This is a genomic window from Mycobacterium arosiense ATCC BAA-1401 = DSM 45069, from assembly GCF_002086125.1.
GTDB classification, from domain to species: Bacteria; Actinomycetota; Actinomycetes; order Mycobacteriales; family Mycobacteriaceae; genus Mycobacterium; species Mycobacterium arosiense.
In genome coordinates this window covers 71152-94768 of record NZ_MVHG01000009.1, presented here as the reverse complement: position 1 = coordinate 94768, position 23617 = coordinate 71152, and the positions used below count along the sequence as shown (strand labels likewise).

Annotated in this window: 20 protein-coding genes; 11 read left to right on the top strand and 9 right to left on the bottom strand. The window is 67.6% G+C overall.

Annotated features, from left to right (window positions below):
• Window position 1: 1 nt before the first annotated feature.
• Entirely contained in the window at window positions 2–958 is a 957-nt protein-coding gene (locus BST14_RS06565) for a sigma-70 family RNA polymerase sigma factor (RefSeq protein ID WP_083063766.1), read from the bottom strand.
• Window positions 959–1116: 158 nt separating this feature from the next.
• Here BST14_RS06565 and BST14_RS06560 point away from each other — a divergent pair, with 158 nt between their 5' ends.
• Both BST14_RS06560 and BST14_RS06555 read left to right on the top strand, forming a co-directional pair.
• Window positions 1117–1887, top strand: a complete 771-nt coding sequence (locus BST14_RS06560) for an SDR family NAD(P)-dependent oxidoreductase (RefSeq protein ID WP_083063765.1) — start codon at window positions 1117–1119, stop codon at window positions 1885–1887.
• 26 nt (window positions 1888–1913) lie between these two features.
• Window positions 1914–2651 carry a DUF899 domain-containing protein gene (locus BST14_RS06555; RefSeq protein WP_083063779.1) on the top strand — a complete coding sequence of 246 codons (738 nt, stop codon included), beginning with the start codon at window positions 1914–1916 and terminating at the stop codon, window positions 2649–2651.
• A 110-nt stretch (window positions 2652–2761) separates the two neighbouring features.
• On the opposite strand, the gene BST14_RS06550 is transcribed toward BST14_RS06555, so the two are convergent.
• The gene (locus tag BST14_RS06550; protein ID WP_083063764.1) at window positions 2762–2986 is read right to left on the bottom strand and encodes a hypothetical protein; all 225 of its coding nucleotides are present in this window, start codon (window positions 2984–2986) and stop codon (window positions 2762–2764) included.
• A gap of 43 nt (window positions 2987–3029) precedes the next feature.
• Complete coding sequence (locus tag BST14_RS06545; protein ID WP_083063763.1) at window positions 3030–3401, bottom strand: nuclear transport factor 2 family protein; 372 nt, start codon at window positions 3399–3401, stop codon at window positions 3030–3032.
• 355 nt (window positions 3402–3756) lie between these two features.
• Between BST14_RS06545 and BST14_RS06540 the strand changes: the two genes are divergently transcribed.
• Entirely contained in the window at window positions 3757–4218 is a 462-nt protein-coding gene (locus BST14_RS06540; RefSeq protein ID WP_083063762.1) for an SRPBCC family protein, read from the top strand.
• A 19-nt stretch (window positions 4219–4237) separates the two neighbouring features.
• Here the strand turns inward: BST14_RS06540 and BST14_RS06535 are convergent, their stop codons facing one another.
• Genes BST14_RS06535 through BST14_RS06510 form a run of 6 tightly spaced genes read right to left on the bottom strand, consistent with a single transcriptional unit; the run spans window position 4238 to window position 11655 of the window.
• Entirely contained in the window at window positions 4238–5398 is a 1161-nt protein-coding gene (locus BST14_RS06535) for an NDMA-dependent alcohol dehydrogenase (RefSeq protein ID WP_083063761.1), read from the bottom strand.
• 38 nt (window positions 5399–5436) lie between these two features.
• Window positions 5437–6909 carry an AMP-binding protein gene (locus tag BST14_RS06530; RefSeq protein WP_083063760.1) on the bottom strand — a complete coding sequence of 491 codons (1473 nt, stop codon included), beginning with the start codon at window positions 6907–6909 and terminating at the stop codon, window positions 5437–5439.
• Window positions 6906–7688: an SDR family NAD(P)-dependent oxidoreductase gene (locus tag BST14_RS06525; protein WP_083063759.1), complete on the bottom strand. Its 783-nt coding sequence runs from the start codon at window positions 7686–7688 to the stop codon at window positions 6906–6908. The genes BST14_RS06530 and BST14_RS06525 overlap by 4 nt, the downstream gene beginning before the upstream one ends.
• The gene (locus tag BST14_RS06520; protein ID WP_083063758.1) at window positions 7681–9282 is read right to left on the bottom strand and encodes an AMP-binding protein; all 1602 of its coding nucleotides are present in this window, start codon (window positions 9280–9282) and stop codon (window positions 7681–7683) included. The genes BST14_RS06525 and BST14_RS06520 overlap by 8 nt, the downstream gene beginning before the upstream one ends.
• Window positions 9283–9304: 22 nt before the next feature.
• Window positions 9305–10045 (bottom strand): GntR family transcriptional regulator, encoded by a 741-nt coding sequence (locus tag BST14_RS06515; protein WP_083063757.1) that lies wholly within the window; start codon window positions 10043–10045, stop codon window positions 9305–9307.
• A complete protein-coding gene (locus BST14_RS06510) occupies window positions 10045–11655 on the bottom strand; it encodes an SMP-30/gluconolactonase/LRE family protein (RefSeq protein WP_083063756.1) in 1611 nt (536 codons plus the stop codon). Before BST14_RS06510 ends, BST14_RS06515 begins: the two co-directional genes overlap by 1 nt.
• A gap of 219 nt (window positions 11656–11874) precedes the next feature.
• On the opposite strand from BST14_RS06510, the gene BST14_RS06505 reads away from it, so the two are divergent.
• The 8 genes from BST14_RS06505 to BST14_RS06470 all read left to right on the top strand — a co-directional run bounded on the left by BST14_RS06505 (window position 11875) and on the right by BST14_RS06470 (window position 23617).
• Window positions 11875–12729 carry an SDR family NAD(P)-dependent oxidoreductase gene (locus BST14_RS06505; protein WP_083063755.1) on the top strand — a complete coding sequence of 285 codons (855 nt, stop codon included), beginning with the start codon at window positions 11875–11877 and terminating at the stop codon, window positions 12727–12729.
• Window positions 12729–14114, top strand: a complete 1386-nt coding sequence (locus BST14_RS06500) for an aromatic ring-hydroxylating oxygenase subunit alpha (RefSeq protein ID WP_083063754.1) — start codon at window positions 12729–12731, stop codon at window positions 14112–14114. The genes BST14_RS06505 and BST14_RS06500 overlap by 1 nt, the downstream gene beginning before the upstream one ends.
• On the top strand, window positions 14111–15955 hold the full coding sequence (locus BST14_RS06495; RefSeq protein WP_083063753.1) for a flavin-containing monooxygenase: 1845 nt from the start codon (window positions 14111–14113) through the stop codon (window positions 15953–15955). The genes BST14_RS06500 and BST14_RS06495 overlap by 4 nt, the downstream gene beginning before the upstream one ends.
• Window positions 15952–16902 (top strand): SDR family NAD(P)-dependent oxidoreductase, encoded by a 951-nt coding sequence (locus tag BST14_RS06490; protein WP_083063752.1) that lies wholly within the window; start codon window positions 15952–15954, stop codon window positions 16900–16902. The genes BST14_RS06495 and BST14_RS06490 overlap by 4 nt, the downstream gene beginning before the upstream one ends.
• Window positions 16903–17018: 116 nt before the next feature.
• Complete coding sequence (locus BST14_RS06485) at window positions 17019–18212, top strand: CaiB/BaiF CoA transferase family protein (RefSeq protein ID WP_083063751.1); 1194 nt, start codon at window positions 17019–17021, stop codon at window positions 18210–18212.
• 2 nt (window positions 18213–18214) lie between these two features.
• Window positions 18215–19927, top strand: a complete 1713-nt coding sequence (locus BST14_RS06480; protein ID WP_083063750.1) for a thiamine pyrophosphate-binding protein — start codon at window positions 18215–18217, stop codon at window positions 19925–19927.
• Window positions 19928–19956: 29 nt separating this feature from the next.
• Entirely contained in the window at window positions 19957–21384 is a 1428-nt protein-coding gene (locus BST14_RS06475; RefSeq protein WP_083063749.1) for an aldehyde dehydrogenase family protein, read from the top strand.
• Window positions 21385–21622: 238 nt separating this feature from the next.
• Entirely contained in the window at window positions 21623–23617 is a 1995-nt protein-coding gene (locus BST14_RS06470) for an acyltransferase family protein (RefSeq protein ID WP_083063748.1), read from the top strand.

Genomic DNA, 23617 nt, shown 5'->3' with positions numbered 1-23617 from the left:
GTTACCGGGTTGCCGACAAACCAAACGTGGGAAACAACCCGGCGTCGAGGAAGACGGTGATGCTCGCGACGCCGGTGGCGCCGGTGGTCAAGACGTGAATGGAATGCGCCCGCATCGCCCCGTCGGCGCTGCGCCGGTATTCGGCAACGGCGGGTTGCGCATTCGCGGCTGTCGGGACCATCACGATGTCGCCGGGCGGGGCTAGGGCGCGTCGGGCGAGGAACCGCAGCACGGCGTCCCGACCGGTGAACCACACTGGCATAGGCGGCATTTCAAGCTTGACGTCCGCTTGCAGCAGCGCCGTCAGAGCCGCCATGTCCGCGTTTTCGAATGCCGCGCAATACCGGTCGAGCAGCTCGCGGCGCTCGGCATCGCCGGGTTCGGACATGGTGTCCTCGGCGGGCGAGAGTTCGGCAAGGCGGGCCCGGGCGCGCTGCAGCGAACTGTTGACCGCCGCGGGCGTGGTCTCGAGGAGCTCGGCAACCTCGGCGGCGCTGAACTGCACGACGTCGCGCAGGATCAGCACGGCGCGCTGCCGCGCCGGAAGCTCCTGAAGGGCGGTCATCACGGCCAGCCGCACGCTCTGCTTTGCGGTCAGGTCGTCTTCGGGGCTCTTGAACATCATCGCGTCGGGCATCGGCTCGAGCCAGGCGTGCGCGCCGGCCTTCGCGTTGAAATCTGCGTCGGGATCGACAGATCCGTCGCCCACGCCCATCGGCAGCACGCGCCGGGCGCGATTCTCCAGCGCTCGCAGGCAGGCGTTGGTGGCGATGCGATACAGCCACGTTTTCAACGCCGCGCGTTCCTCGAACGCCCGATAGCCGCGCCAGCCCCGCAGGTACGTCTCCTGGACGAGGTCTTCGGCGTCGTGCACCGAACCCAGCATGCGATAGCAGTGCGCGATCAGCTCGGCACGAAAAGGCGCCGCCTGCTCGACGAAATCCTCCTGCGCCGGCACGAGCCTCTCCTATCGGTGGGTGAAGAACCTACTCCCTTAGAGACATCGGGCAACCGAAATTCATCGGGCCGCGCGCGATGAAGCCGGCCGCCGCGCCGTATCTGAATTAGTGAAGATGCGGCCCGGCCGCAGCACCCACAGCAGAGAGCGAGAACACCATGAACCAGTCCCGCACCGCCCACGCCGACGGGCTCGCCGACACCACCGCCATCGTGACCGGCGCGGGCCGCGGGTTCGGCCGCGCCATCGCCGCCGCGTTGGTGGCGGCCGGCGCGCGGGTCGCCGGCGTCGCGCGCACCCGATCACAACTCGAGGAGGTGCGCACCCGGCTCGGCGACGCCTTCACCCCCGTGGTGGCCGACGCCACCGACCCGGCCACGGCCGACCGCCTGATCGACGAATACCGGCCGCGCACACTGGTGTTATGCGCCGGCGCGACGCCGCGGATGGCGCCGTTGCAGGAGCAGACCTGGGAGACGTTCGGCGCGAACTGGAACTCCGACGTCGCGCAGGCGTTTCACTGGGTTCACCGTGTCCTGCGGCACCCGCTGGCGCCGGGCAGTTCGGTGATCGTGATGTCCAGCGGCGCCGCGGTGAACGGATCACCGCTGTCTGGAGGCTATGCGGGGGCGAAGGCGACCGTCAGCTTCATCACCAGCTACGCCGCCACCGAATCGCAACGCGCGGGCCTCGGGATCGGCTTCACCGCCGTGCTGCCGCGCTTGACGCCGGCCACCGACTTGGGCGCGGCCGCCGTCGCGGCCTACGCCGAGCGACAAGGCGTCGACATCGACTCCTTCGTGCAGGCCGCCGGGCCCGCGCTCACCGCCGAACAGGTGGGCAAATCGGTGCTCGAGATCGCCACCGGCGCCGCCGGCGACCACGACGCCTACCTGCTCACCGCCGCCGGTCTTTCGCCGCTGACCTGAACATCTAGCCATTGAGAGGCACAGTGATGAACACACCGCCGATCGTGTCGGCCGAGCAGTGGGCGAGCGCGCACCAGGAACTGCTGGCCAAGGAGAAGGAACTCACCCGGGCCCATGACGCGCTCGCGGCCATGCGGCGCCGCATGCCGTGGACGGCCGTCGACTCCACCTACCAATTCGAGGGACCCGAGGGCAGGGTCGACCTGCTGGGCCTGTTCCAGGGCCGGCGTCAACTCATCGTCTATCGCGCCTTCTACGGGCCCGACATCCACGGCTGGCCCGACCATGCCTGCCGAGGGTGCTCGATGATCGCCGACCACGTCGGCAACCTGGCCCACCTCAACGCCCGTGACACCACGCTGGTGTTCGCTTCGCGCGCACAGCAGGCCGACATCGAGCGACTCAAGGCGCGGATGGGCTGGAAGATGCCGTGGTACACCATCACCGATCAATTCGATAGCGATTCCGGCGTGGACGAATGGCACGGCACCAACGCCTTCATCCATTACGGCGATCGGGTGTTCCGCACCTACTTCATCAACAATCGCGGCGACGAGGCGCTCGGAACGACGTGGAGCTTGCTCGACATGACCGCGCTGGGACGCCAGGAAAACTGGGAGGATTCGCCGCAGGGCTACCCGCAGAGCGCCCCCTACGAGTGGTGGGACTGGAACGACGCGTACGGCGTGCACGAGCCGTCACGCTGGTTCGGCGAGCCGGACCCCAACGATCCCAACGACATCCGGCCGCCGCGCGAAAGCTAAGCACCGCAGCAATTTTGGCGCGTTTCGCGCGCCGGTTACAGAGCCCGAGAACGCGAATGCGCGGTAGCCGTCGACCGGCTACTCGCGCAATATTGGGCGATGGGAATTCGCTACAGAATTCGGTGGTTCGCCCTGCCTACCTGGTATCCGGTCGGGAACGACTTCTCGATGACCTGCAATTGGTGATCCACCCTGGACTCCAGCTCGAGCACCACGCAGCTATCGCTGAAGGATTTCGATTCGAGAACGATGTACCGCTGACCACAATCGGTGATCGGGTCGCCCGAGTGCAATTTCTCGACCGGCACCGACTCCGGAGTTCCATCTGCCTCCATTCATGACACGTTAGGTCAATTCGGCAGGCGAGGGAATAGACCGTTATGCGGGATCGGCTTGCCGCTGCTTGAAGTACACGCTGACGTGACAGATCAATCCATCGTCGGCCTGCTCGAAGAGGATGCACTCGGGCCACGTGGTCGCAACGCCATCGATCTCGAATGTCTCGGACAGCTCGGCGTAGGACACTCGCGAATCCACATGCGAGACCCGCCGCACCTCCAACCGATGGCCCTGGAGGCTGGTGCAGACCTTGCGCAAGTAGGCGACATAGCGCTTTTTGCCCTCGACGATGTCGCAGAACGGCCCCTGCCGGGTCAGGCCGTCCTCGGTGATGGTGTCGGCCAGTCCGTCCCAGTCGTGCGCGGCCAGGCGATCCAGGTAGCGCTCGACCACGTTGTCTTGGGTGCCCATGTCGTCTCCACTCGCTCGTGGGTCCACGGTATGCGCGGCATCGTCGTCGGGCTAGGTTCGATTGCCCAACTCCTTCTCGCGCCGCCTCGCGGCACGCATCGTCGTCGGGCTAGGTTCGATTGCCCAACTCCTTCTCGCGCCGCGTCGCGGCACGCATCGTCGTCGGGCTAGGTTCGATTGCCCAACTCCTTCTCGCGCCGCGTCGCGGCACGCATCGTCGTCGGGCTAGGTTCGATTGCCCAACTCCTTCTCGCGCCGCGTCGCGGCACGCATCGTCGTCGGGCTAGGTTCGATTGCCCAACTCCTTCTCGCGCCGCGTCGCGGCACGCATCGTCGTCGGGCTAGGTTCTCCCTCATGAGCTGGTGGACCGTCCACGCCGACCGGACGCTGAGCGAGCACGTGCCCGCGCCGCCCGATGCCGTCCGCGACTTCTATGTGGACCTGGACAACATCAAGCTCGTGCACCCGCTGATCGTGTCCGTGGAAACCGTGTCCCGCGGCCAGACCCCGGACGGCTATGAGCAGACCTACCGCGTCATCGATCGAATTCCTCTGGGACCATTCACCATTCGCACCGGCTATCACGCCCGATTGCGTGTGCCGGTCAACGGCGACGTGCTGACCGAGGCCGACCAGTCGCCCGGGGTCCGGTTGCGCGGCACTGTGAGTTTCGATCCGGTCGACGGCGGCACCCGGGTCACCGAGCGGATTTCGATCACCGCCCCGCGGCCATTGGCGGGGGTGACCATCCGAGAAGGAGTTAAGGCGCACGTCAAGATGCTGGCCGGCATCCGGAGCCACTTCGAGTCCGGTTGAGCGAGGGTTGCGCCCGTGATCACCCGCCGGCGAAATCGATGACGCCGCGAATGTTGCGGCCTGCACGTAAATCCGTCATCGCCTCGTTGATCTGGTCGAGCCGATAGTGGCGGGTGACCAACTCGTCGAGTTTCACCGCGCCGGCCTGGTACATCGACAACAGCATCGGCACGCTGGTGCGCGGGTTCATCCCGCCGTACAGCGCGCCCCGCAGTTGCTTGGCCGACAGCGTCATCTCCTGCAGCACCAGCGGAACCGGCGGTTCCGTGAACGGGGTGATGCCGGTGAGCACGCAGACCCCGCCCTTGCGCAGCAGCGCCATCGCCAACGGCAACAAGTCGACATGCACCACGCCGGGGCAGATCACGACGCGGTCCGCCATCAGCCCCGCGGTGATCTCGTTGACCAGCGGTATGGCATCCTGCGCGGAGGCGGCGGTGTGCGTGGCGCCGAAGATTTTGGCCGAATCACGCTTGGACTCAACCGGATCCACCGCGACGACATACTTCGCACCGACGGCGCGCGCCCCCTGCACGGCGTTCATCCCGACGCCACCGGCGCCGAGGACGACGACGGTGTCGCCGGGTTCGGTTCCCGCCGAGATCGTCGCGGAGCCCCAGCCGGTGCTGACCCCGCACGACACGAGCGAGGCGGCGTGGAAAGGAATGGCGTCGTCGATCTTGATGACCGACTTCTCCGACAGCACCGCGTATTCGGCGAACGTGCCGAGCTGCCCATAGGCCAACAGGTCTTCGTCGCCCAGGTGCCGGCGGCAGGTTCCGTCGGTCGGCATCTCCCGGACGAACAGGCTCGCCCCGATGTCGCAGATGTAGCTCTGCCCGTTCACGCAGAAGCGGCAACTGCCGCACGCCGGGATGAACGACAGCGCCACGTGGTCCCCCGGCCGCACCGACGTCACGCCGGGCCCGACTTCTTCGACGACGCCGGCACCTTCGTGACCGCCGAGCAGCGGGAACCAGTCCGGCGCCGGCTGGCCGCTGGCGGCGATCGCCTCGGCCGTCGGTACCACGTCGCCGGTGAACAGATGGTCGTCGGAGTGGCAGATACCGGCGACGGCCATCCGCACCATGACTTCGCCCGCGTGAGGCGGGTCCAGCTCGATCTCGCGGATCTCCCAGTCCTGGCCGACCCCGCGGATGACAGCGGCACGACATTTCATTGGCGACCTCCCCTTGATTTCGTGTGGCATGGCGGGATTTAGCGCGCCAGGCTGGCGCGCAGTTCGCGCTTGAGCACTTTGCCGTAACTGTTCTTCGGTAACTCGTCGACGAACTCGTAACGCTTGGGCCGTTTGAAGCGGGCGATGCGATCCAGCAGGTGTGCGTCCAACGCCGCGGGTTCGACCGCGCCGACGATGAACGCGACCACCACCTCGCCCCACTCCTCGTCGGGGGTGCCCACCACGCACGCCTCGGCGACGCCGGGGTGCTCGAGCAGCACCTCCTCCACCTCCCGCGGGTAGATGTTGCTGCCGCCGCTGATGACGACATCCTTCGACCGATCCCGCAGCGTGAGGAAGCCGCGCGCGTCGAAGGAACCCATGTCGCCGGAGTAGAGCCAGCCGTCCTTGAGCGCGTCGCCGGTCGCCTCGGGATTGCGCCAGTATCCGGACATGACCGCATCACCGCGACAGACGATTTCGCCGATCTCGCCGACGGGCGCCGCGCTGCCGTCGGCGCGCAGCACCGCGACCTCCATCCCCGACCGCGCATACCCGACCGATCCCAGGATCGCGTCGTCGTCGCACTCGTGATCGACGCGGCGCAGCCCGGTGATGGTCATCGGCGATTCGCCCTGCCCGTAGATCTGCGCGAAGATCGGGCCGAACGCCGTGATCGCCTTGCGCAGGCTGTCGACGTACATTGGACCGCCGCCGTAGACGATCGTCCGCAGATTGGCCGGGCGGCTGCGGCCGGTATCGACCAGCCGTTGCACCATGGTCGGGGCCAAGAAGGCGCTGGCGGACGGGTGATGTTCGCAAAGGTCGAGGAACTCGTCGGGATCGAATGCGCCCGAGGCGGGCAGGATTTGGCGGGCGCCGCGCAGCACGTACGGCAGGATGTAGAGGCCGGAGCCGTGCGACATCGGTGCCGCGTGCACCAGGCTGCAGCCCTCGTCCGGGGCGTCGATGTCGGCGAGGTGCGCGAGCGTCATCGCCGTGAGGTTGCGGTGCGAAAGCATCGCGCCCTTCGACCGGCCGGTGGTTCCGCTGGTGTAGAACAGCCACGCCAGTGTCGCGGGGTCGGTGCGCGGCGGCGCAGCGGGGTGCGCGGCGAATCGTCGCGAATATTCCTCGGAATCAATGATTTCCGTTGGCGTCGCGGCCACCGGTGCGAGCTCGGCGCCGATGGCCGGCGACGCGAACACCCGTGCCGCGCCCGCGTCGTCGAGGATTTGCGCCATCTCGCGCCGATGCAGCTTGTAGTTGATCGGGACGACGACGCACTCGGCGGCCCAGATCGCGAACATCAACTTGACGACCTCGGGGCGGTTGTGGGTCGCGATCGCGAGTCGAGCGCCCGCGCCGTGCTGCTCGCGGATCGACGTGGCCAGCCGTAAGGCCCGGTCCCGCAATTCGATCCAGGTGCACACGCGGCGCTCCCCAAAGTACAGCGCGCCACGGTCGGGGAAGCGGGTCGCGGCCTGGTCGAGCATGGCGAACAGATTCATCCCTCGACCCACCGCGATGACAACGCGAACTCGGAGAGATACTTTGTCGAGCTCCATCCGCCGTCGACGACAATCGTCTGACCGTTGATGAAACTTCCACCCGGCGAACACAGGAACGCGACCGTGCCGGCGATGTCGTCGATGCGGCCCAGCCGCTGATGCGGCGTCATCTCGGTGTTGATCTTGCGGAATCGCTCGTCCTCTAGGCGCTTCTCCACCATCGGCGTCACCGTCACCCCCGGGGCGACGGCGTTGCACCGGATGCCGGACGCGCCGTACTGACAGGCGATGTGAGTGGTCAGCGCGGTCAGGCCGCCCTTGGCGGCGGAATACGCGCCGCCGCGCAGGCCGCCGACGACCGCGAATGTCGAGGTGACATTGATGATCGCCGACCCGGGCCCCATGTGTGGCAGCACCTCGCGCGCCAGTCGGAACGGCGCCCGCAGCATCAAACCCAGGAAGTAGTCCAGGGTTTCGTCGTCGGTTTCGTGCAGCGGCTTGGGGCTGCCCACCCCGGCGTTGTTGATCAGGAAGTCGATATGGCCCCACCGGTCGACCGCGAGGTCCACGATGCGGCGCGGCGCGTCGTCATCGGTCAAGTCGACCGCGAGGGCGGCGACGCGATCCGGGTCGCCGATCGCCTTTTCGAGTTCGGCCAGCCGGTCTCGGTCGCGGCCGGTGCCGACGACCGCCATGCCCATCTCGGCGAGTTTTACCGCGCAGCCCAAGCCGATACCGCTGCTGGCTCCCGTGACGATAGCGACTTGCATCTCACTCATCCTTGGTTCCCGTCTGTAGTAAAGACGCCCGGATCCGATGCTTGAGAACCTTCCCGGCGTCGTTCTTCGGCAGGGCGTCGGCGATCACGACCTGTTCGGGTGCCTTGAATTTGGCGACGCCCTTGCTCACCAGCAGCGCAAGCAGACTCGCGACGTCCGGGTGCTCGGTGCCGGAGGGAACGATCACCGCGCACGCCCGCTCGCCGGTGCGCTCGTCGGGCAGTCCGACGACCGCGATCTCGGCGATGCCGGGATGCTCGGCTAGCAGGTCCTCGACCTCCTTGGCCGAAATGTTCTCGCCGCTGCGGATGATGACGTCCTTGGCACGGCCCGTCACCACGAGGTACCCATCGCCCACCCAGCGCCCAAGGTCGCCGGTGCGGAAAAAGCCTGCGCCATCGAAAGACTCGGCGTCATCTTCGGGGTGCAGATAACCCCGCAACATCTGCGGGCCGCGCACACAGATCTCACCGTCGCCGGCGGGCGCGGCTTGGTGGGCGACGAGCTTGATCTCGGCGATGCCGGGCCTGCCATCGGTGTCCGCCGCGGCACCGGCCTCGTCCGGCCGGGGAGCGCCGACGGTCGTGACGGGCACTTCCGTGCAGCCGTACACCCTGGTGACCACCGCGTGTTCGAAATAGTCTGCTGCACGGCGGATCAGCGCGGGCGAGACCGACGCGCCGCCGCAGATGAACACCTTCAGGTCCGGCAGGCGGGTGCCGGCGCGCTCGGCCGCCGACAACAGCTGCTGCAGAAACGGCGTGGCCCCCGCCATGTGGGTGCACCGCCGCGAGTCCATCAGAGCTACCGCCTCCGATGCGTCCCACCGGTCCATCAGCACCGCGGTGGTGCCCAGCAACAGGGGGCATTCGAAGGCATAAATCGAGCCGCCGATGTGGGCGACCGGCGACGGCACCAGGAACGTGTCACCCGGCGCGATCATCCAGTGGTCGCGGATCTGGCAGATCAGGGCGTGCATCGAATTGTGGGTGTGCAGCACACCTTTCGGGCGGCTCGTGGTGCCGGACGTGTACAGGATCATCCGCACGGAGTCGGGGTCCAGCACCGGAAGCGCCGCGGCAGCCGACGGCGGCCGCCCCAACAGCGAGCCATACGGTGTGTGCCGACCGGCGTCACCGCGCAGCACCACCACCTCCGGCGGACGGCTCATTGCGGCCGTCACGCGCTCGAGCATCCCCGCGTAGTCGTGGCCGCCGTAGCGCTGCGGGACGAAAAGCATGGCGGCGCCGGCGTCATCGAGGATGAACCGCAGATCGTGGTCGCGCAGCGACGGCAGGATCGGATTCACCACCATTCCGGCCAGTGTCGCGCCCAGGTAGATGACCGCGGCCTCGTGCCAATTCGGCAACATGAAGGACACGACGCTGCCCGTCGGCATGCGCGCCAACAGCGCGGTCGCCAGCGCGTTGGCCTGGGTGTGGAGCGTGGCACAGTCCAGTCGAGTATCCTTGTCCATCAGAATAATTCGCCCGGGCGAGGCCTGCGCGGCCGCGTGCAGCGCATCGGCCAGCGTGGTGTGCACCCACAACCCGCGCTGGTAGGCGTCTAAAGCGTGGGGCGCCCGGGCGGTCACCGTGACCTCATCTCTGGGCGGCCTATTCGTCCACGCGACGCATGGTCATCGCGTACCGAAACCTCGACGACAGGTGGGTGTTGATTGTCACCTGGGCCACCTCACCGTCGGAGGTTGTGTAGGTGCGCCGCATCTGCAGCGCAGCCGTCCCCGCCTCCACGCCGAGTCCGTCGGCCTGCTCGGGTGACAACAGGACGGCGGCGATCTCCTGGTGCAGCTGGGCGACGCTCACGCCGAACAGGTCCTCGATCAACGGAAAGATCGGGCCGACGTGGCGTTGCAGCAGCCTGCCGACGGCGGCGAAACCGCGATTGATGTAGTACTCCGTCCGGCATATCGGCACCGAGGCGTCGTCCTCCTGCCGGTAGCCGCGCACCGACAACCACTGGGAGCCGACCTCGAGGCCGGTCCGAGCGGCCAGCTCGCCGTCGATCGTCACCATCGCGTTGGATTCGATGGTCAGCTGCGCGCCGGCCGCGAACGCCAGCAGGTCTTCGATCGACATCGCGTCCTGGGCATAGGAACTCGACGCCGGTCGGGGAACCACCCGGGTGCCCGCCCTCGGCCGGGACGCGACCAGATTGTCCTCGCGCAGCCGGCGCAGTGCCTCCCGGATGGTGTAGCGGCTCACCGCGAAGCGCTCGCACAGCTGGTGCTCGGTGGGAAGCTGCGAGCCCACCGGGTACACGCCATCGACGATCTCCTTGCGCAGCGTGCGCGCGATCTGCAGGTAGCGGTGATCGCCGGCAACGGCCTGGGGCATCAGGGACCGCCCGGGGTCGGGCGCAAGGCCAGCACGCTGCCGTCGCCGTCGGCCGAGACATACAGCGTCCCGTCACCCGCGGCCGTGATGCCGGCGAACGGGCCCTGCGGCCCGGAGAACGGCGGCATGCCACGCAGTGGTTTGGGCGTCACGCCCGGCGGGGCGCCGATCGGCAGCCCGGATGCGATCTTCTGCCGCGCGCCGGTGCTCAGGTCGAACGCGATCAGCTCCTTGGCGCCGGCGTCGACAACGTAGAGCACGTCGTCGCGGACCGCAATGCCCTGCGGGCGTTGCAAATCGGCGACGATGCTGTCGGTGTTCGACCCGTTCAGCCGGACCACTCGGCCGGCTCCGGCCTCCGCCACCAGGGCGGCGCCGTCCGCGTCGATCGCCACGCCGACCGGTTCACGCAGCCCGGTCGCGAGCACCTCGACCTCGCCGGACTCCCATGACAGCACCCGCCCGGTGCCCAGCTCCGCGAACACCACACCGCCGGGGCTTAGGGCGACGCCGTAGAGCTGGTCGAAACCTTCCGCCAGCACAACGGTTTCGCTTGCCTCCGGCCGGTACCGGCTGACCTGGCCGCCGGACGTCGTCACGACGAACTCGCCGGGCCCGCTCGCCGCAACACCGCGCAGGAACCCGGGATAGCCCGGGCTGAACAACATTCCGGCGACGTGCAGGGACCCGTCGGGCAGGGCCACGTAGAAGTACGTGCCGTCGGCGACGTAGAGCTGCCCATCGTGGCCCAGCGCGAGGTCCAACGGCCAGTTGAGCCCGCCCGCCAGCACGGGTCGCGCGGTGCCGTCGGGCGATATCTCGGTGATCTCGCCGGTGAAGTTGGAGACGAACAGCCGATCGCCGACGAAGGTGCAGTTGTCCAGCCCCGGGTTGAGCTGGGCGAGCAGACGCTGGTCGCCGCTGCGCGGATCGATGCGCAGCACCTGACCGGTTGCCACCTGCGTCGAGACGATGTGACCCTGGGCGTCGAACTTGACCGAGTCGGGCACGCCGAGACCGGTTGCCACGCACTGAGGTTCGCCCCCGTCGGGGTCGATGCGCCAGATTTCGTTGGCCCCCATCACCGGGAAGTACAGCAGCCCGTCCGGGCCGACCTCCATCGCATTCGGGGAGGGCACGTTCTCCAAGAGCACCCGCGGCGGGCCGCCCGCCAAATCGAATTCCAGCAACCGTCCGCCTTCCCGGCATTCACCGATGAACAGCCGGTTTCGGTAACAGGTGATGCCATTGGCCGACGGCACGTCGTCGCGCAGCACCCGCGTTCGCCCGCCGGTGTCGCGCACGCTGACCCGGCCGTCCATCACCTCGGTGGCGTACAGGTTGCCGGCGGCGTCGAACGCGACATCGTCGGGCGCCACGATGTCGCCACCCTTAGGGCTGGCGGTCACCAGTTCCCCGGTGCGGTGGTCCAGCGCGCTGATCTGGCTGCCGGTCACCTGGGCGATGTAGATCCGACCGTCCGGGCCGGTGCGCAGACCGTTTGCGCCGAACAAGCGGCTGGGCGCGGTGACCCACTCGAGTTCCCAGCCGTGCGCGACGTCGACGGGATGCGCCACTGGGTACCGCGATGCCTGCGTGGAGATGGGCATGGCTCGCCGAGGTCCTTCCGTCAGCGGTTTGGGCTGGACGCTATCAACTCCTCCTAGTCCAGACAATAGCCGCCGCGGCGCATCAGGCCGATCTTGACAGCGAAGTCCGACGATCGGAATAGTGTTCTCCAAGGGACAAAACGGGATATTTTGTCCGGACAAACTGAGCATTGATCCCGCTGCGGGCGGCGCGACCCCGGCGGCAGGGGAAAGCAGGTCATGGCCGATCACGGGGATTTCCTGGGACTCGACGGGCGCGTCGTGGTGGTATCCGGCGCCGGTGGGGGCGGCATCGGCACGACCGTAGCGGCCATGACCGCCCGGGCCGGGGCCACCGTGATCGCGGTGAGCCGGTCGAAGGAAAACCTCGACGAGCACATCACCCCGCTGGCACAGCAGGGTCTGCCCGTGCTGCCCGTCGCCGCGGACGCGTCGACCGACGAGGGCATCGCCGCAGTGCTCGACCACGCCCGCCGCGCCGACGGCGACCTGTACGGCCTGGTCAATGTCGCCGGCGGCGCCGAGCCGTCGACGTGGATGCCGTCGACCCGGGTGGCGCGCGGCGACTGGCGCAAGATTTTCGCCGACAATCTCGAAACGGCCTTCTTCATGAGTCAGGCCGTGGCTGGCGAGCTCGTCGCGCAGCGGAAGCAGGGGTCGATCGTGTCGATCTCCTCGATCAGCGGCATGAACACCGCGCCGTTCCACATCGCCTACGGCACGGCCAAGGCCGCGATCGTGGCGATGACCCGCACGATGGCACTCGAGTTGGCGGCGGCGGGAATCAGGGTCAACGCCGTGGCTCCGGGCGTCACCGAGACGGCGGCCTCACGCACGTACGTCGACGAGGACCCCGATCGCGACCGGCAGGCGATCGCGATGGGCCGCCGTGGGCGGCCCGAGGAGCAGGCCGGCCCCATCCTGTTCCTGCTCTCGAAGTTGTCGAGTTACCTCACCGGTCAGACGCTGCTCGTCGACGGCGGGCTGGACCTCAAGTGGAGCCACCTCGGCGCCGACAACACGTCGCTGTTCCTGCATGACGAATCCTTCCGCGCGGCGATCAGGAGGATGTGATGACCGATCTGGCCAAGGGCGCGAATCACCAAGCGGCCGATGAACTCTCGCAGCCGATGACCATCGGCGTGGACGCCTACATCTCCGAGGACTATGCCCGCGCCGAGCGGGACAAGCTGTGGCGCAAGGTATGGCAGCAGGTGGGCCGCGTCGAGGAGTTGCCCGACGTGGGCAGCTATTTGACCTACGACATCCTCGACGACTCGATCATCGTGGTGCGCACCGGCAGCAATGAATTCCGGGCCCACCACAACGTCTGCATGCACCGCGGCCGCAGGCTGATCGACACCCCCGGGGGCGCGAAGAACGCCCGCGGCCGAGCCCACAAGTCGTTTGTCTGTGGCTTCCACGGTTGGACCTACGGTTTGGACGGGGCGTGCACCCATATCCGCGAACGGCAGGATTGGCAGGGCGCGCTCACGCCCGACAGCACCCACCTCCGACCGGTGCGGGTCGACACCTGGGGCGGTTGGTTGTGGATCAACATGGACCCCGACTGCGAGCCGCTGGCCGATTACCTGTTCCCCGCCGCGAAGATTCTCGACCCGTTCGGGTGTGAGAACATGCGCTACAAATGGCGCAAATGGCTTGAATTCGACTGCAATTGGAAGGTGGCGCTGGAGGCCTTCAACGAGACCTACCACGTCTACACCACGCATCCGGAGTTCAACAAGTTCGGCGAATTCAAGGGCTGGGCCAAGGCCCAGGGCAAGCACAGCAACATCGGCTATGACGCCCCGGACGATCTCGAGGCCACCAAGTCCAAGATCCGCCTCGGCATCGGCGCCGATCCGCGCGTGTCCACCGCCCAGATGCAGGTGTACACGATGGAGGAGACCAACGCCACCACCACCCAGACGCTGGTGAACGCCGCCAAGCGGCTGGTCGACGAATTGCCCGAGGGCACACCGGCCGACAAGGTCCTCGAGCACTGGCTGGCCTCGGCACGGCGCGACGACGAGGCCCGTGGCGTGATCTGGCCGACGATTCCGCCCGACATCCTGGGCCAGGCCGGCACCGCGTGGCAGATCTTCCCCAATTTCCAGATCGGTCAGGGCCTGACCAGCGCGCTGTGCTACGGCGCGCGGCCCCACCCCAGCTACAACCCGGACAAGTGCATCTTTGAGGTGTCGGTCTTCGAGCTTTACCCCAAAGGCCAAGAGCCCCAGACGGAATGGGAGTACACCCCGGTCGGGGACCCCCGGTGGCGATCGGTGCTACCGCAGGACTTCTCCAACATGGCCGCCGTGCAGCAGGGCATGAAGTCTCTCGGCTTCGGCGGCACCAAACCCAATCCGTACCGAGAACGCAGCACGGTCAACCTTCATTACCAACTGTCGAAGTACATGGGTACCGGCAAACCGCAGGAGCTTACCGGCGAATGACAATGTTCGAAACTTGCGAACCGACGCAGACGCCCGATGACATCGATATCGAGGCGCTGCGGCAGAAATACCGTCAGGAGCGCGAGAAGCGGCTCCGCAAGGAAGGTTCCAAGCAGTACATCGAGTTGGAGGACGACTTCGCCGGTTACTACGAAGTCGACCCCTACACACCCGCGACCCCGCGTGAGCCGATTCGCGAGGACATCGACGTCGCGGTCCTGGGCGGCGGCTTCGGGGGCCTGCTGTCGGCGGCCCACCTGAAAAAAGCGGGTGTCGACGACGTCCGCGTCATCGAACTCGGCGGCGACTTCGGCGGCGTCTGGTACTGGAACCGTTATCCCGGCATCCAGTGCGACAACGAATCATACTGCTACATACCGCTTCTCGAAGAGCTCGATTTCATGCCGTCGAAGAAGTTCGCCGACGGCGCCGAGATCTACCAGCACTGCCGCAACATCGGCAAGCACTTCGGCCTCTACGATTCGGCGATCTTCTCGACCCAGGTCCGCGACCTGCGGTGGGATGAAGAAATCAAGCGCTGGCGGATCAGCACCAACCGCGGCGACGACATCCGCGCCCGGTTCGTCGTGCTGGCGTCGGGCCCCTTCCACCGCCCGAAGCTGCCCGGCATCCCGGGAATCAAGGACTTCAAGGGCCATTCATTCCACTCGTCGCGGTGGGACTACGACTACACCGGCGGTGATACCGGCGGCAATATGCACAAGCTCGCCGACAAGAAGGTCGCCGTCATCGGCACCGGCGCCACCGCGATCCAGATCACCCCGTTCCTGGCGCGCGACGCCCAGCACCTTTACGTTTTCCAGCGCACACCCTCGACGGTCGACGAGCGCAACAACGCGCCCACCGATCCGGAATGGGTGAAGACGCTGCGGCCGGGCTGGCAGCGGGAGCGGCAGCGCAACTTCCACTCCTGGACGTTCGAGGGCATGGCGCTGGGCCAGCCGGATCTGGTGTGCGACTTCTGGACCGAGCTCGGGCGCAACACCGCCGCGCGGGTGCTCGCCCTGCCCGACCCCGCGTCCTTGACGCCGGAGCAGTTCATGGCGATCCGCGAGGAAGAGGACTACAAGTTGATGGAGCGGCTGCGCCGCCGCATCGACGCGGTGGTCGAGGATCCGCAGACCGCCGAGTCGCTCAAGCCTTACTACCGATTCCTGTGCAAGCGACCGCTGTCCAACGACGAGTACCTGCCGATGTTCAACCGGCCCAACGTAACCCTCGTCGACGTCTCCGATTCCAAAGGCGTGGAACGTATCACCGAAAAGGGCTTGGTCGCGGGCGGCGTCGAGTACGAGGTCGACTGCATCATCTACGCGAGCGGCTTCGAGATCACCACCGAAATCAGCCGCCGCTACTCGATCGAGACCATCCAGGGACGCGACGGGCTCTCGCTCTTCGACTACTGGCGAGACGGTTACAAGACGCTGCACGGGATGACCAGCCGAGGCTTCCCCAACCAGTTCTATACCGGCTTCACCCAGGTGGGCATCTCCGCCAACATCGCGGCCAACTACGAGCTGCAGGGTGAGCACATCGCGTACATCATCGCCGAGGCGCTGAAGCGCGGCGCCACCACCGTGGAGCCCAGTCAAGCGGCGCAGGAGCAGTGGTGCGCGACGATCCGGGAAACGGCGGTGGACAATTCGGCGTTCGACGCCCAGTGCACCCCCGGCTATTACAACAACGAAGGCGGTGGCGGGGGCGAGGGAATCCGGTCGCACCTGGGCGAGCCGTACGGCCCCGGCTTCTACGCCTTCGACGACCTGCTGCGGGTGTGGCGCGACAAGGGTGAGCTGGAAGGGCTGGTGCTCGGCACTTGACCGAAACCGTTGCACCCCAACTCCGATTCGACGACCGCGTCGCCGTGGTGACCGGGGCCGGCCGCGGGCTGGGCCGGGCGTACGCGCGACTGCTCGCCTCGCGCGGGGCCAAGGTGGTGGTCAACGACGCCGGCGGCGGCCTCGACGGTGAAGGCGCCGACTCCGGCCCGGCCGAGCGGGTGGTCGGCGAGATCACCGCGGCCGGCGGCGAGGCCGTCGCCTGCGGCGCCTCGGTGGCGACCCGCGAAGGCGGCCAGGAGATCATCGCGACCGCGCTCGAGCACTATGGTCGCGTCGACGTGTTGGTGCACAACGCCGGCAACGTTCGCCGCGCCTCGCTCAAGGAGATGAGCTATGAGGACTTCGACGCCGTGCTCGATGTGCACCTGCGCGGCGCGTTTCACGTTGTGCGGCCCGCGTTTCCGCTGATGTGCGAGGCGGGCTCCGGCCGCATCGTGTTGACGTCGTCGATCGGCGGGCTGTACGGGAATCACGACGTGGCCAACTACGCGGCGGCCAAGGCCGGTGTGATCGGGCTGGCCAATGTCGTAGCGCTGGAAGGCGCCGCGGAGGGGGTGCGGTGCAACGTGATCGTGCCGGCCGCGGTGACGCGCATGGCCGAGGGCATCGACACCTCGGCCTATCCGCCGATGGGTTCGGAACTCGTTGCGCCCGTGGTGGGTTGGCTCGCGCACGAGTCCTGTTCGGTCACCGGTGAGCTGTTCATCGCGCTGGCGGGCCGGGTGGCGCGGGCGGTGATCGCCGAAAGCCCGGGCGTGTGCCGGCCGTCATGGACCATCGAGGAGGTAGGCGACCACTTGGACGCGATCCGATACGTCCAGGCACCGCTCATCTTCCCGGTCGTCCCGGACGGACACAACGAGCACATCCGCTACAGCTTCGAGCTGGCGCACCGCTGCACCGACCAAGGAGCGCTCAATGGCTAGGGTGCTGACTCGACCGCGCCGAGTGTGGGGCATACGTACACGATCGGCCTACTTTTCGTACATATCCCCCACGCTCGGTGTGAGAGGAGCGCCGCATGGCTAGCCCCGCCGGCCCGATGGCCGGGCTGCGCGTCATCGACCTCACCGCGATGGTGATGGGGCCGTACTGCACGCAGATCATGGCCGACATGGGCGCCGACGTCATCAAAGTCGAACCACCGCAAGGCGATAGCACCCGCTACATCTCGGTGGGCCCGGCCCGGGGCATGAGCGGGGTGTTCGTCAATGTCAATCGGGGCAAGCGCAGCGTTGTGCTGGACCTGCAGACCGACGCCGGCGCCGGCGCGTTGCGCGCCCTTCTCGAGACGGCCGACGTGTTCATCCACTCGATGCGGGCCAAGGCGATCGTCAAGCTCGGTTTCGGCTATGACGACGTCGCCGCGATCAATCCCGCGGTCATCTATACCAATTGCTACGGGTACGGGCGCCGCGGACCCGACCGCGACCGCCCCGCCTACGACGACACCATCCAGGCCGAGTGCGGCCTGCCGGCGGTGCAACAGCAGTTGACCGGCGAGGCCGACTACGTCGGCACCATCATGGCCGACAAGATCGCCGGGCTGACGGCGCTTTACGCCACGACGATGGCGCTGTTCCATCGCGAACGCACCGGGCAGGGGCAAGAAGTCGAGGTCGCCATGTTCGAAACAATGGCCTCGTTCATGCTCGTCGAACACGCCAACGGCGCCCTGTTCGACCCTCCGCTCGGGCCCGCCGTGTATCCGCGGACGGTGGCGCCCAACCGCCGCCCGTACCACACCAGCGACGGCCACATCGCCGCGTTGATCTACAACGACAAGCACTGGAACGCGTTCGTCGAAGCCGTCGCGCCCCCGTGGGCCAGCGATCAGTATTCGACGTTGGAGCAGCGCGCCCGCGAGATCGACACCGTCTACGGGCTGGTCGCCGAGACGATGAAAGAGCGGACCACCGCGCAGTGGCTGGCGCTCCTTCGCGAACTGGAGATACCGGCCGCGCCACTGAACACACCGGGAGCACTCTTCGACGACCCGCATCTGAACGCCGTCGGCATGTTCGAGACGGTGGACAGCCCGCACGGGCCGGTGCGTTTCCCCGGGGTGCCCACCTGGTTCTCGCGGACACCGGGTCGGGTCGCCGGGCCGGCACCCGAACTCGGCGCCCACACCGCGGAAGTGCTCGCTGAAATCGACGCGAGCAGTCACAAAAGTCCCCGACACGCCGTGTCAGAAGGTGCTTTTGCGTCTGCTCGCGAGGGAAAGGAACTTTGACCATGGCCGTGCCCGTCTACAAGCGCATTCTCGACCTGTTCGAGGCCGAGGGGGTGAACACCCTGTTCGGCATCCCGGACCCGAACTTCGTCCACATGTTCGCCGAGGCGGACGCCCGCGGGTGGTCGGTGGTGGCTCCCCATCACGAACTGAGCGCCGGATTCATGGCCGAGGCCGCGTCGCGCATGACCGGTAAACCCGGCCTGTGCATCGGCACGCTCGGCCCGGGCATGGCCAACATCGCCGGGGCGCTCCAGTGCGCGCTGGTGGAGAACTCGCCGGTGATCTTCCTGGGCGGGCAGCGGGCCCGGGTGACCGAGCGCCGGGTGCGGCGCGGCCGCATCCAATTCGCGCAGCAGGAACCGCTTTTCGCCGCGTCGGTGAAGTACAGCAGCTCGATCGAGTACGCCGACCAGACCGACGAGATCATCCACGAGGCCATTCGCAGGGCCATGTCGGGCACGCCGGGTCCGTCCTACGTGGAGTTCCCGTCACACGTGATCCTCGAGGAGCTCGACGTCGACGCCGCGCCGCCACCGTCGGCCTACCGGCTGGTCAACCAGGGCGCCGGTACCCGCGAGGTGGCCGAGGCCGTGCAGCTGATCCGTGCGGCGCAAAGCCCGATCCTGCTGGTCGGCCACGGCGTGCACACCTCCCGCACCCAGCAGCAGGTCAAGGAGCTCGCCGAGCTGATGGCCTGCCCGGTGATCCAGACCTCCGGCGGCACCTCCTTCATCCCGGGACTGCAGGACCGCACGTTCCCCTACCTGTTCTCTCCGGCCGCCAACGAGGCCGTCGAACACTCCGATTTGTGCGTCGCGCTGGGGACCGAACTCGGTGAGCCGATGCACTACGGCCGGACCCAGCACTGGGCCGGCAACGACGCGAACCGCAAATGGGTGTACGTCGAGCAGGACCCGGCCGCCATCGGCGTCAACCGCCGGTTCGACGTGGCACTGGTGGGCGACCTGCGCGGGGTGGTGCCGCAGCTGGTCGACGCGCTCAAGGACTCCCCGCGCCAGGCCGCGCCCGCGCTGCAGGCGCTGATCGAAAAGGACGCGAAAGAGCTTGCGGACATGGCGGAATCGGCACCGTCCGGGCGTTCGCCGATCCACCCCGCGCGCTACGTCGTCGAGGCCACCAAGGCGTTCAACGAACTCGACGACGGCATTCTCGTGCGTGACGGCGGCGCGACCGTGATCTTCGGTTGGACCTACTCGCAGTCCAAGCCGCGCGACGTGATCTGGAACCAGAACTTCGGACACCTGGGCACCGGCCTGCCGTACGCGATCGGAGCCTCCGTCGCCGAGGGTGGCAAGCGGCCGGTGATGCTGCTGACCAGCGACTCGTCGTTTCTGTTCCATATCGCCGAGCTGGAAACCGCTGCGCGGCAGCATCTTCCGCTGGTATGCGTGGTTGGCGTCGACCACCAGTGGGGCTTGGAAGTGGGGGTGTACAAGCGCACCTTCTCCCAGCCGTCGCCGCAGCCCGGTGTGCACTGGAGCAAGGACGTGCGGATGGACAAGGTCGCCGACGGCTTCGGTTGCCATGGTGAGTACGTCGAGAAGGAATCCGAGATCGGCCCGGCGATCGCTCGCGCCTACGCCAGTGGCAAGGTCGGTGTGGTGCACGTCTGCATCGATCCGAAGGCCAATTCCGAGGAGATGCCCAAGTACGACCGATTCCGGACCTGGTACGCCGAAGGCACTCAGTAGGGCCCGCCGTAAGAAAGAGGATCGATGTCATGCGCGAATACCTGAAGTTCTACATCGACGGGCAGTGGGTCGACCCGGTGCGGCCCAACGCCTTCGATGTGGAAAACCCCGCGACCGAGGCAGTTTCGGGGAAGATCTCGCTGGGGTCGGCCGCCGACGTCGACGTGGCGGTCAACGCCGCCCGGCGCGCCTTCACCGGCTGGTCGAAGAGCACCCGCGAACAGCGCCTGGACCTGTTGCAGGCCATCCTCGCCGAATACCAGAAGCGCGCGGACGATCTCGCCGAGGCGGTCACCGAGGAAATCGGCGCGCCGCCCTCGCTGGCCGCGGGGCCCCAGGTCTTCCTCGGGATAGGCCACCTGACCACGGCCATCGACGTGCTGAAGAACTTCCCGTTCTCCGAACAGAAGGGCGCGACCCTGATCGCCCGGGAGCCGATCGGCGTCTGCGGCTTGATCACGCCCTGGAACTGGCCGATCAACCAGGTCGCGGTCAAGGTCTACCCGGCCTTGGCGACGGGCTGCACCGTCATCCTGAAACCGTCTGAGGTGGCGCCGTATTCGCCCTACATCTTCGCCGAAATCCTGGACGCTGCAGGCGTGCCGGCCGGGGTGTTCAACCTGGTCAACGGGGACGGCGCGGGCGTGGGAGTGGCCTTGGCGAGCCATCCCGACATCGACATGGTGTCGTTCACCGGATCCACCCGCGCCGGCGTCGAGGTCGCCAGGAATGCCGCCCCTACCGTCAAGCGAGTGACCCAGGAACTCGGCGGCAAGAGCCCCAACATCGTCCTCGACGACGGCGGCTTCGCCGAGGGCGTCCGGGCCGGTGTGGCCAACATGATGCCCAATTCCGGGCAGAGCTGCAACGCGCCGTCGCGCATGCTGGTGCCGAAATCCCGGATGGACGAGGCCATTGCCATCGCGCGCGAGGCCGCCGAACAGATCCCGGTGGGCAGTGGCGAGGCGACGGCGATCGGGCCGGTGGCGTCGCGGACACAGTTCGAGAAGGTTCAGCGCCTGATCCAGCAGGGCGTCGACGAGGGCGCGACCGTCATCGCGGGAGGACCGGGTCGGCCGGCCGGGCTGGACAAGGGCTACTACGTCAAGCCGACCGTCTTCGCACATGTCACCAACGACATGACGATCGCCCGCGAGGAGATCTTCGGGCCCGTGCTGTGCATCCTCGGCTACGACGACCTCGACCACGCCGTCGAGATCGCCAATGACACCCAGTACGGCCTGGCCGGCTTCGTGTCGGGCGCCGACCTGAACACCGCGCGTGAGGTCGCCGCCAAGATCCGCGCGGGATGGGTGACGATCAATCACGCTTTCGACATGAACGCCCCGTTCGGCGGCTACAAACGCAGCGGCAACGGTCGCGAGTGGAGCGAGTTCGGCTTCTACGAGTACCTGGAAGTCAAGAGCATCCTGGGCCACGCGCCCGACGAGGCCTGACGCCTCGGGCCGAAACCCGAACGCGGCACGGCACAAGACACCTCGCGTGTCCTCCACGTGATCCGGCGCGCCCGCCTCTAGGCTGGCTTGCTGAAATCAACAGGAGGGGCAGCGACGTATCGGCATCAACCATGGCGCCGGGCGAAATGGTAGTTACGGCGCGCTGACACCAAGTATCGAGCCGGGCGGGTCGCACCCCGCACCGGCTCGTCGTTCTCGGCCCCGATGGGTCGCCCCCGTGCGCCGGGTCGGCCGGCTGGCGATTTGGGATCGGCCCGAGCGAGCCAGTGGCATCCCGGCGCTCGACGGGCTGCGCGCGATCGCGGTCGCACTGGTGCTGACCGGGCACGGCGGCATCCCCGGCGTCACCGGTGGATTCGTCGGCGTCGACGTGTTCTTCGTGCTCAGCGGATTCCTGATCACCTCGTTGCTGCTGGACGAGCTGGGGCGCACCGGCCGTATCGAGTTGGCCGGTTTCTGGATTCGGCGCGCGCGACGATTGCTGCCCGCGCTGGTGCTGATGGTGCTCACCGTGGCCGCGGGCCGCCAGCTGCTGCCCGACCGGTCGCTGACCGGCCTGCGCGACGACGCGATCGCGGCCTTCGTGTGGATGGCGAACTGGCGCTTTGTCGCGCAGAAGACGGACTATTTCACCCAGGGCGCACCACCCTCGCCGCTGCAGCACACCTGGTCACTGGGGGTGGAGGAGCAGTACTACGTCGTCTGGCCGGTGCTGCTGATCTCGGTGACGCTGCTGCTGGCCGCCCGCGCGAGGCGCCGCTTCACCCGCGCCACCGTCGGCGGCGTGCGGTTCGCCACGTTTCTGATCGCCACCGTGGGCGCGCTGGCTTCCGCGGCGGTCGCGATCGTGATGGCCTCGGACGGCACCCGGGACCGGATCTACTTCGGCACTGACACCCGCGCGCAGGCATTGCTCGTGGGCGCCGCATCGGCCGCCCTGCTGGTTCGGGACTGGCCCTCGATGAATCGCGGCTGGTGCATGATCCGTACCCGGTGGGGCCGCCGGGTGGCCCGTATCCTGCCGGTCTCGGGGCTGGCGGGACTGGCGGCGGCGACGCACTACGCCACCGGCGCCAGCGGCGAATTCCGGCACGGCCTGCTGATCGGGGTCGCGATTGCGGCCGTGGTCGTGATCGCACCCGTCGCGCTGGAGCAGCGCGGACTCGCCGCCCGCGCGCTTGCGTCGCGGCCGCTGGTGTGGCTGGGAACCATTTCCTACGGCGTGTACCTGTGGCACTGGCCAATCTTCTTGGCGCTCAACGGCGAACGCACCGGATGGTCCGGGCTGCCGTTGTTCGCCGCGCGTTGTGGGGCCACGCTGGCGGTGGCCGCGGTGTCGTATTGGCTGCTCGAGCAACCCATTCGGCGCTGGCGACCGGCTCGGGTGCCGTTGCTGCCGCTGGCCGCCGCGACCGTGGCAAGCGCCGCCGCGGTGACGCTGCTGGTGGTTCCGGTGGGCACCGGGCCCGGCCTGCGTGAGGTCGGTCTGCCGCCCGGCGTCTCGGCGGTCGCGGCGGTCTCGCCGTCGCCGCCCGGACCAAGCCGGCCCCGAGATGCCAACCGGCCGTTCACCGTTTCGGTGTTCGGGGATTCGATCGGGTGGACATGGATGCATTACCTGCCCCCGACGCCGGGATTTGTGTTTCTCGATCACACCGTCATCGGATGCAGCCTGGTGCGCGGCACACCGTACCGCTACATCGGCCAGACCCTCGAGCAACGATCGGAGTGCGACGGGTGGCCGATCCGCTGGTCGAGGCAGGTCAGCCAGGACCAGCCGGACGTCGCGCTGCTGATCATCGGCCGCTGGGAAACGGTGGACCGGGTCAACGAGGGGCAGTGGACCCACATCGGCGACCCGACCTTCGACGCCTACCTCAATGGCGAGCTCGAACGGGCGCTGACCATCGTCGGTGCCACCGGTGTCCACGTGGTGGTCGCCACCGTCCCCTACAGCCGGGGCGGTGAAAAGCCGGACGGCCGGCTCTATCCGGAGGATCAGCCGGAGCGGGTCAACCTGTGGAACGCCATGCTGCGCAAGACCGTCAGCCACCACCCGAACGTCGCGATCCTCGACCTGAACAAGAAGCTGTGTCCCGACGGTGTCTATACCGCCAAGGTCGACGGCATCAAGGTGCGCAGCGACGGCGTCCACCTCACCCCCGAAGGCGTGAAGTGGCTGACGCCGTGGCTCGAGGAATCGCTGAGGTAA

Excerpts from the sequence above, each read along its gene's own strand:
- BST14_RS06505 (WP_083063755.1), top strand. The coding sequence starts at position 11,875 with ATGGCCGATCACGGGGATTTCCTGGGACTCGACGGGCGCGTCGTGGTG.
- BST14_RS06540 (WP_083063762.1), top strand. The coding sequence starts at position 3,757 with ATGAGCTGGTGGACCGTCCACGCCGACCGGACGCTGAGCGAGCACGTG.
- BST14_RS06475 (WP_083063749.1), top strand. The coding sequence starts at position 19,957 with ATGCGCGAATACCTGAAGTTCTACATCGACGGGCAGTGGGTCGACCCG.
- BST14_RS06500 (WP_083063754.1), top strand. The coding sequence starts at position 12,729 with ATGACCGATCTGGCCAAGGGCGCGAATCACCAAGCGGCCGATGAACTC.
- BST14_RS06545 (WP_083063763.1), bottom strand. The coding sequence starts at position 3,401 with ATGGGCACCCAAGACAACGTGGTCGAGCGCTACCTGGATCGCCTGGCC.
- BST14_RS06550 (WP_083063764.1), bottom strand. The coding sequence starts at position 2,986 with ATGGAGGCAGATGGAACTCCGGAGTCGGTGCCGGTCGAGAAATTGCAC.
- BST14_RS06515 (WP_083063757.1), bottom strand. The coding sequence starts at position 10,045 with ATGCCCCAGGCCGTTGCCGGCGATCACCGCTACCTGCAGATCGCGCGC.
- BST14_RS06555 (WP_083063779.1), top strand. The coding sequence starts at position 1,914 with ATGAACACACCGCCGATCGTGTCGGCCGAGCAGTGGGCGAGCGCGCAC.
- BST14_RS06510 (WP_083063756.1), bottom strand. The coding sequence starts at position 11,655 with ATGCCCATCTCCACGCAGGCATCGCGGTACCCAGTGGCGCATCCCGTC.
- BST14_RS06480 (WP_083063750.1), top strand. The coding sequence starts at position 18,215 with ATGGCCGTGCCCGTCTACAAGCGCATTCTCGACCTGTTCGAGGCCGAG.
- BST14_RS06525 (WP_083063759.1), bottom strand. The coding sequence starts at position 7,688 with ATGAGTGAGATGCAAGTCGCTATCGTCACGGGAGCCAGCAGCGGTATC.
- BST14_RS06560 (WP_083063765.1), top strand. The coding sequence starts at position 1,117 with ATGAACCAGTCCCGCACCGCCCACGCCGACGGGCTCGCCGACACCACC.
- BST14_RS06530 (WP_083063760.1), bottom strand. The coding sequence starts at position 6,909 with ATGAATCTGTTCGCCATGCTCGACCAGGCCGCGACCCGCTTCCCCGAC.
- BST14_RS06485 (WP_083063751.1), top strand. The coding sequence starts at position 17,019 with ATGGCCGGGCTGCGCGTCATCGACCTCACCGCGATGGTGATGGGGCCG.
- BST14_RS06535 (WP_083063761.1), bottom strand. The coding sequence starts at position 5,398 with ATGAAATGTCGTGCCGCTGTCATCCGCGGGGTCGGCCAGGACTGGGAG.
- BST14_RS06495 (WP_083063753.1), top strand. The coding sequence starts at position 14,111 with ATGACAATGTTCGAAACTTGCGAACCGACGCAGACGCCCGATGACATC.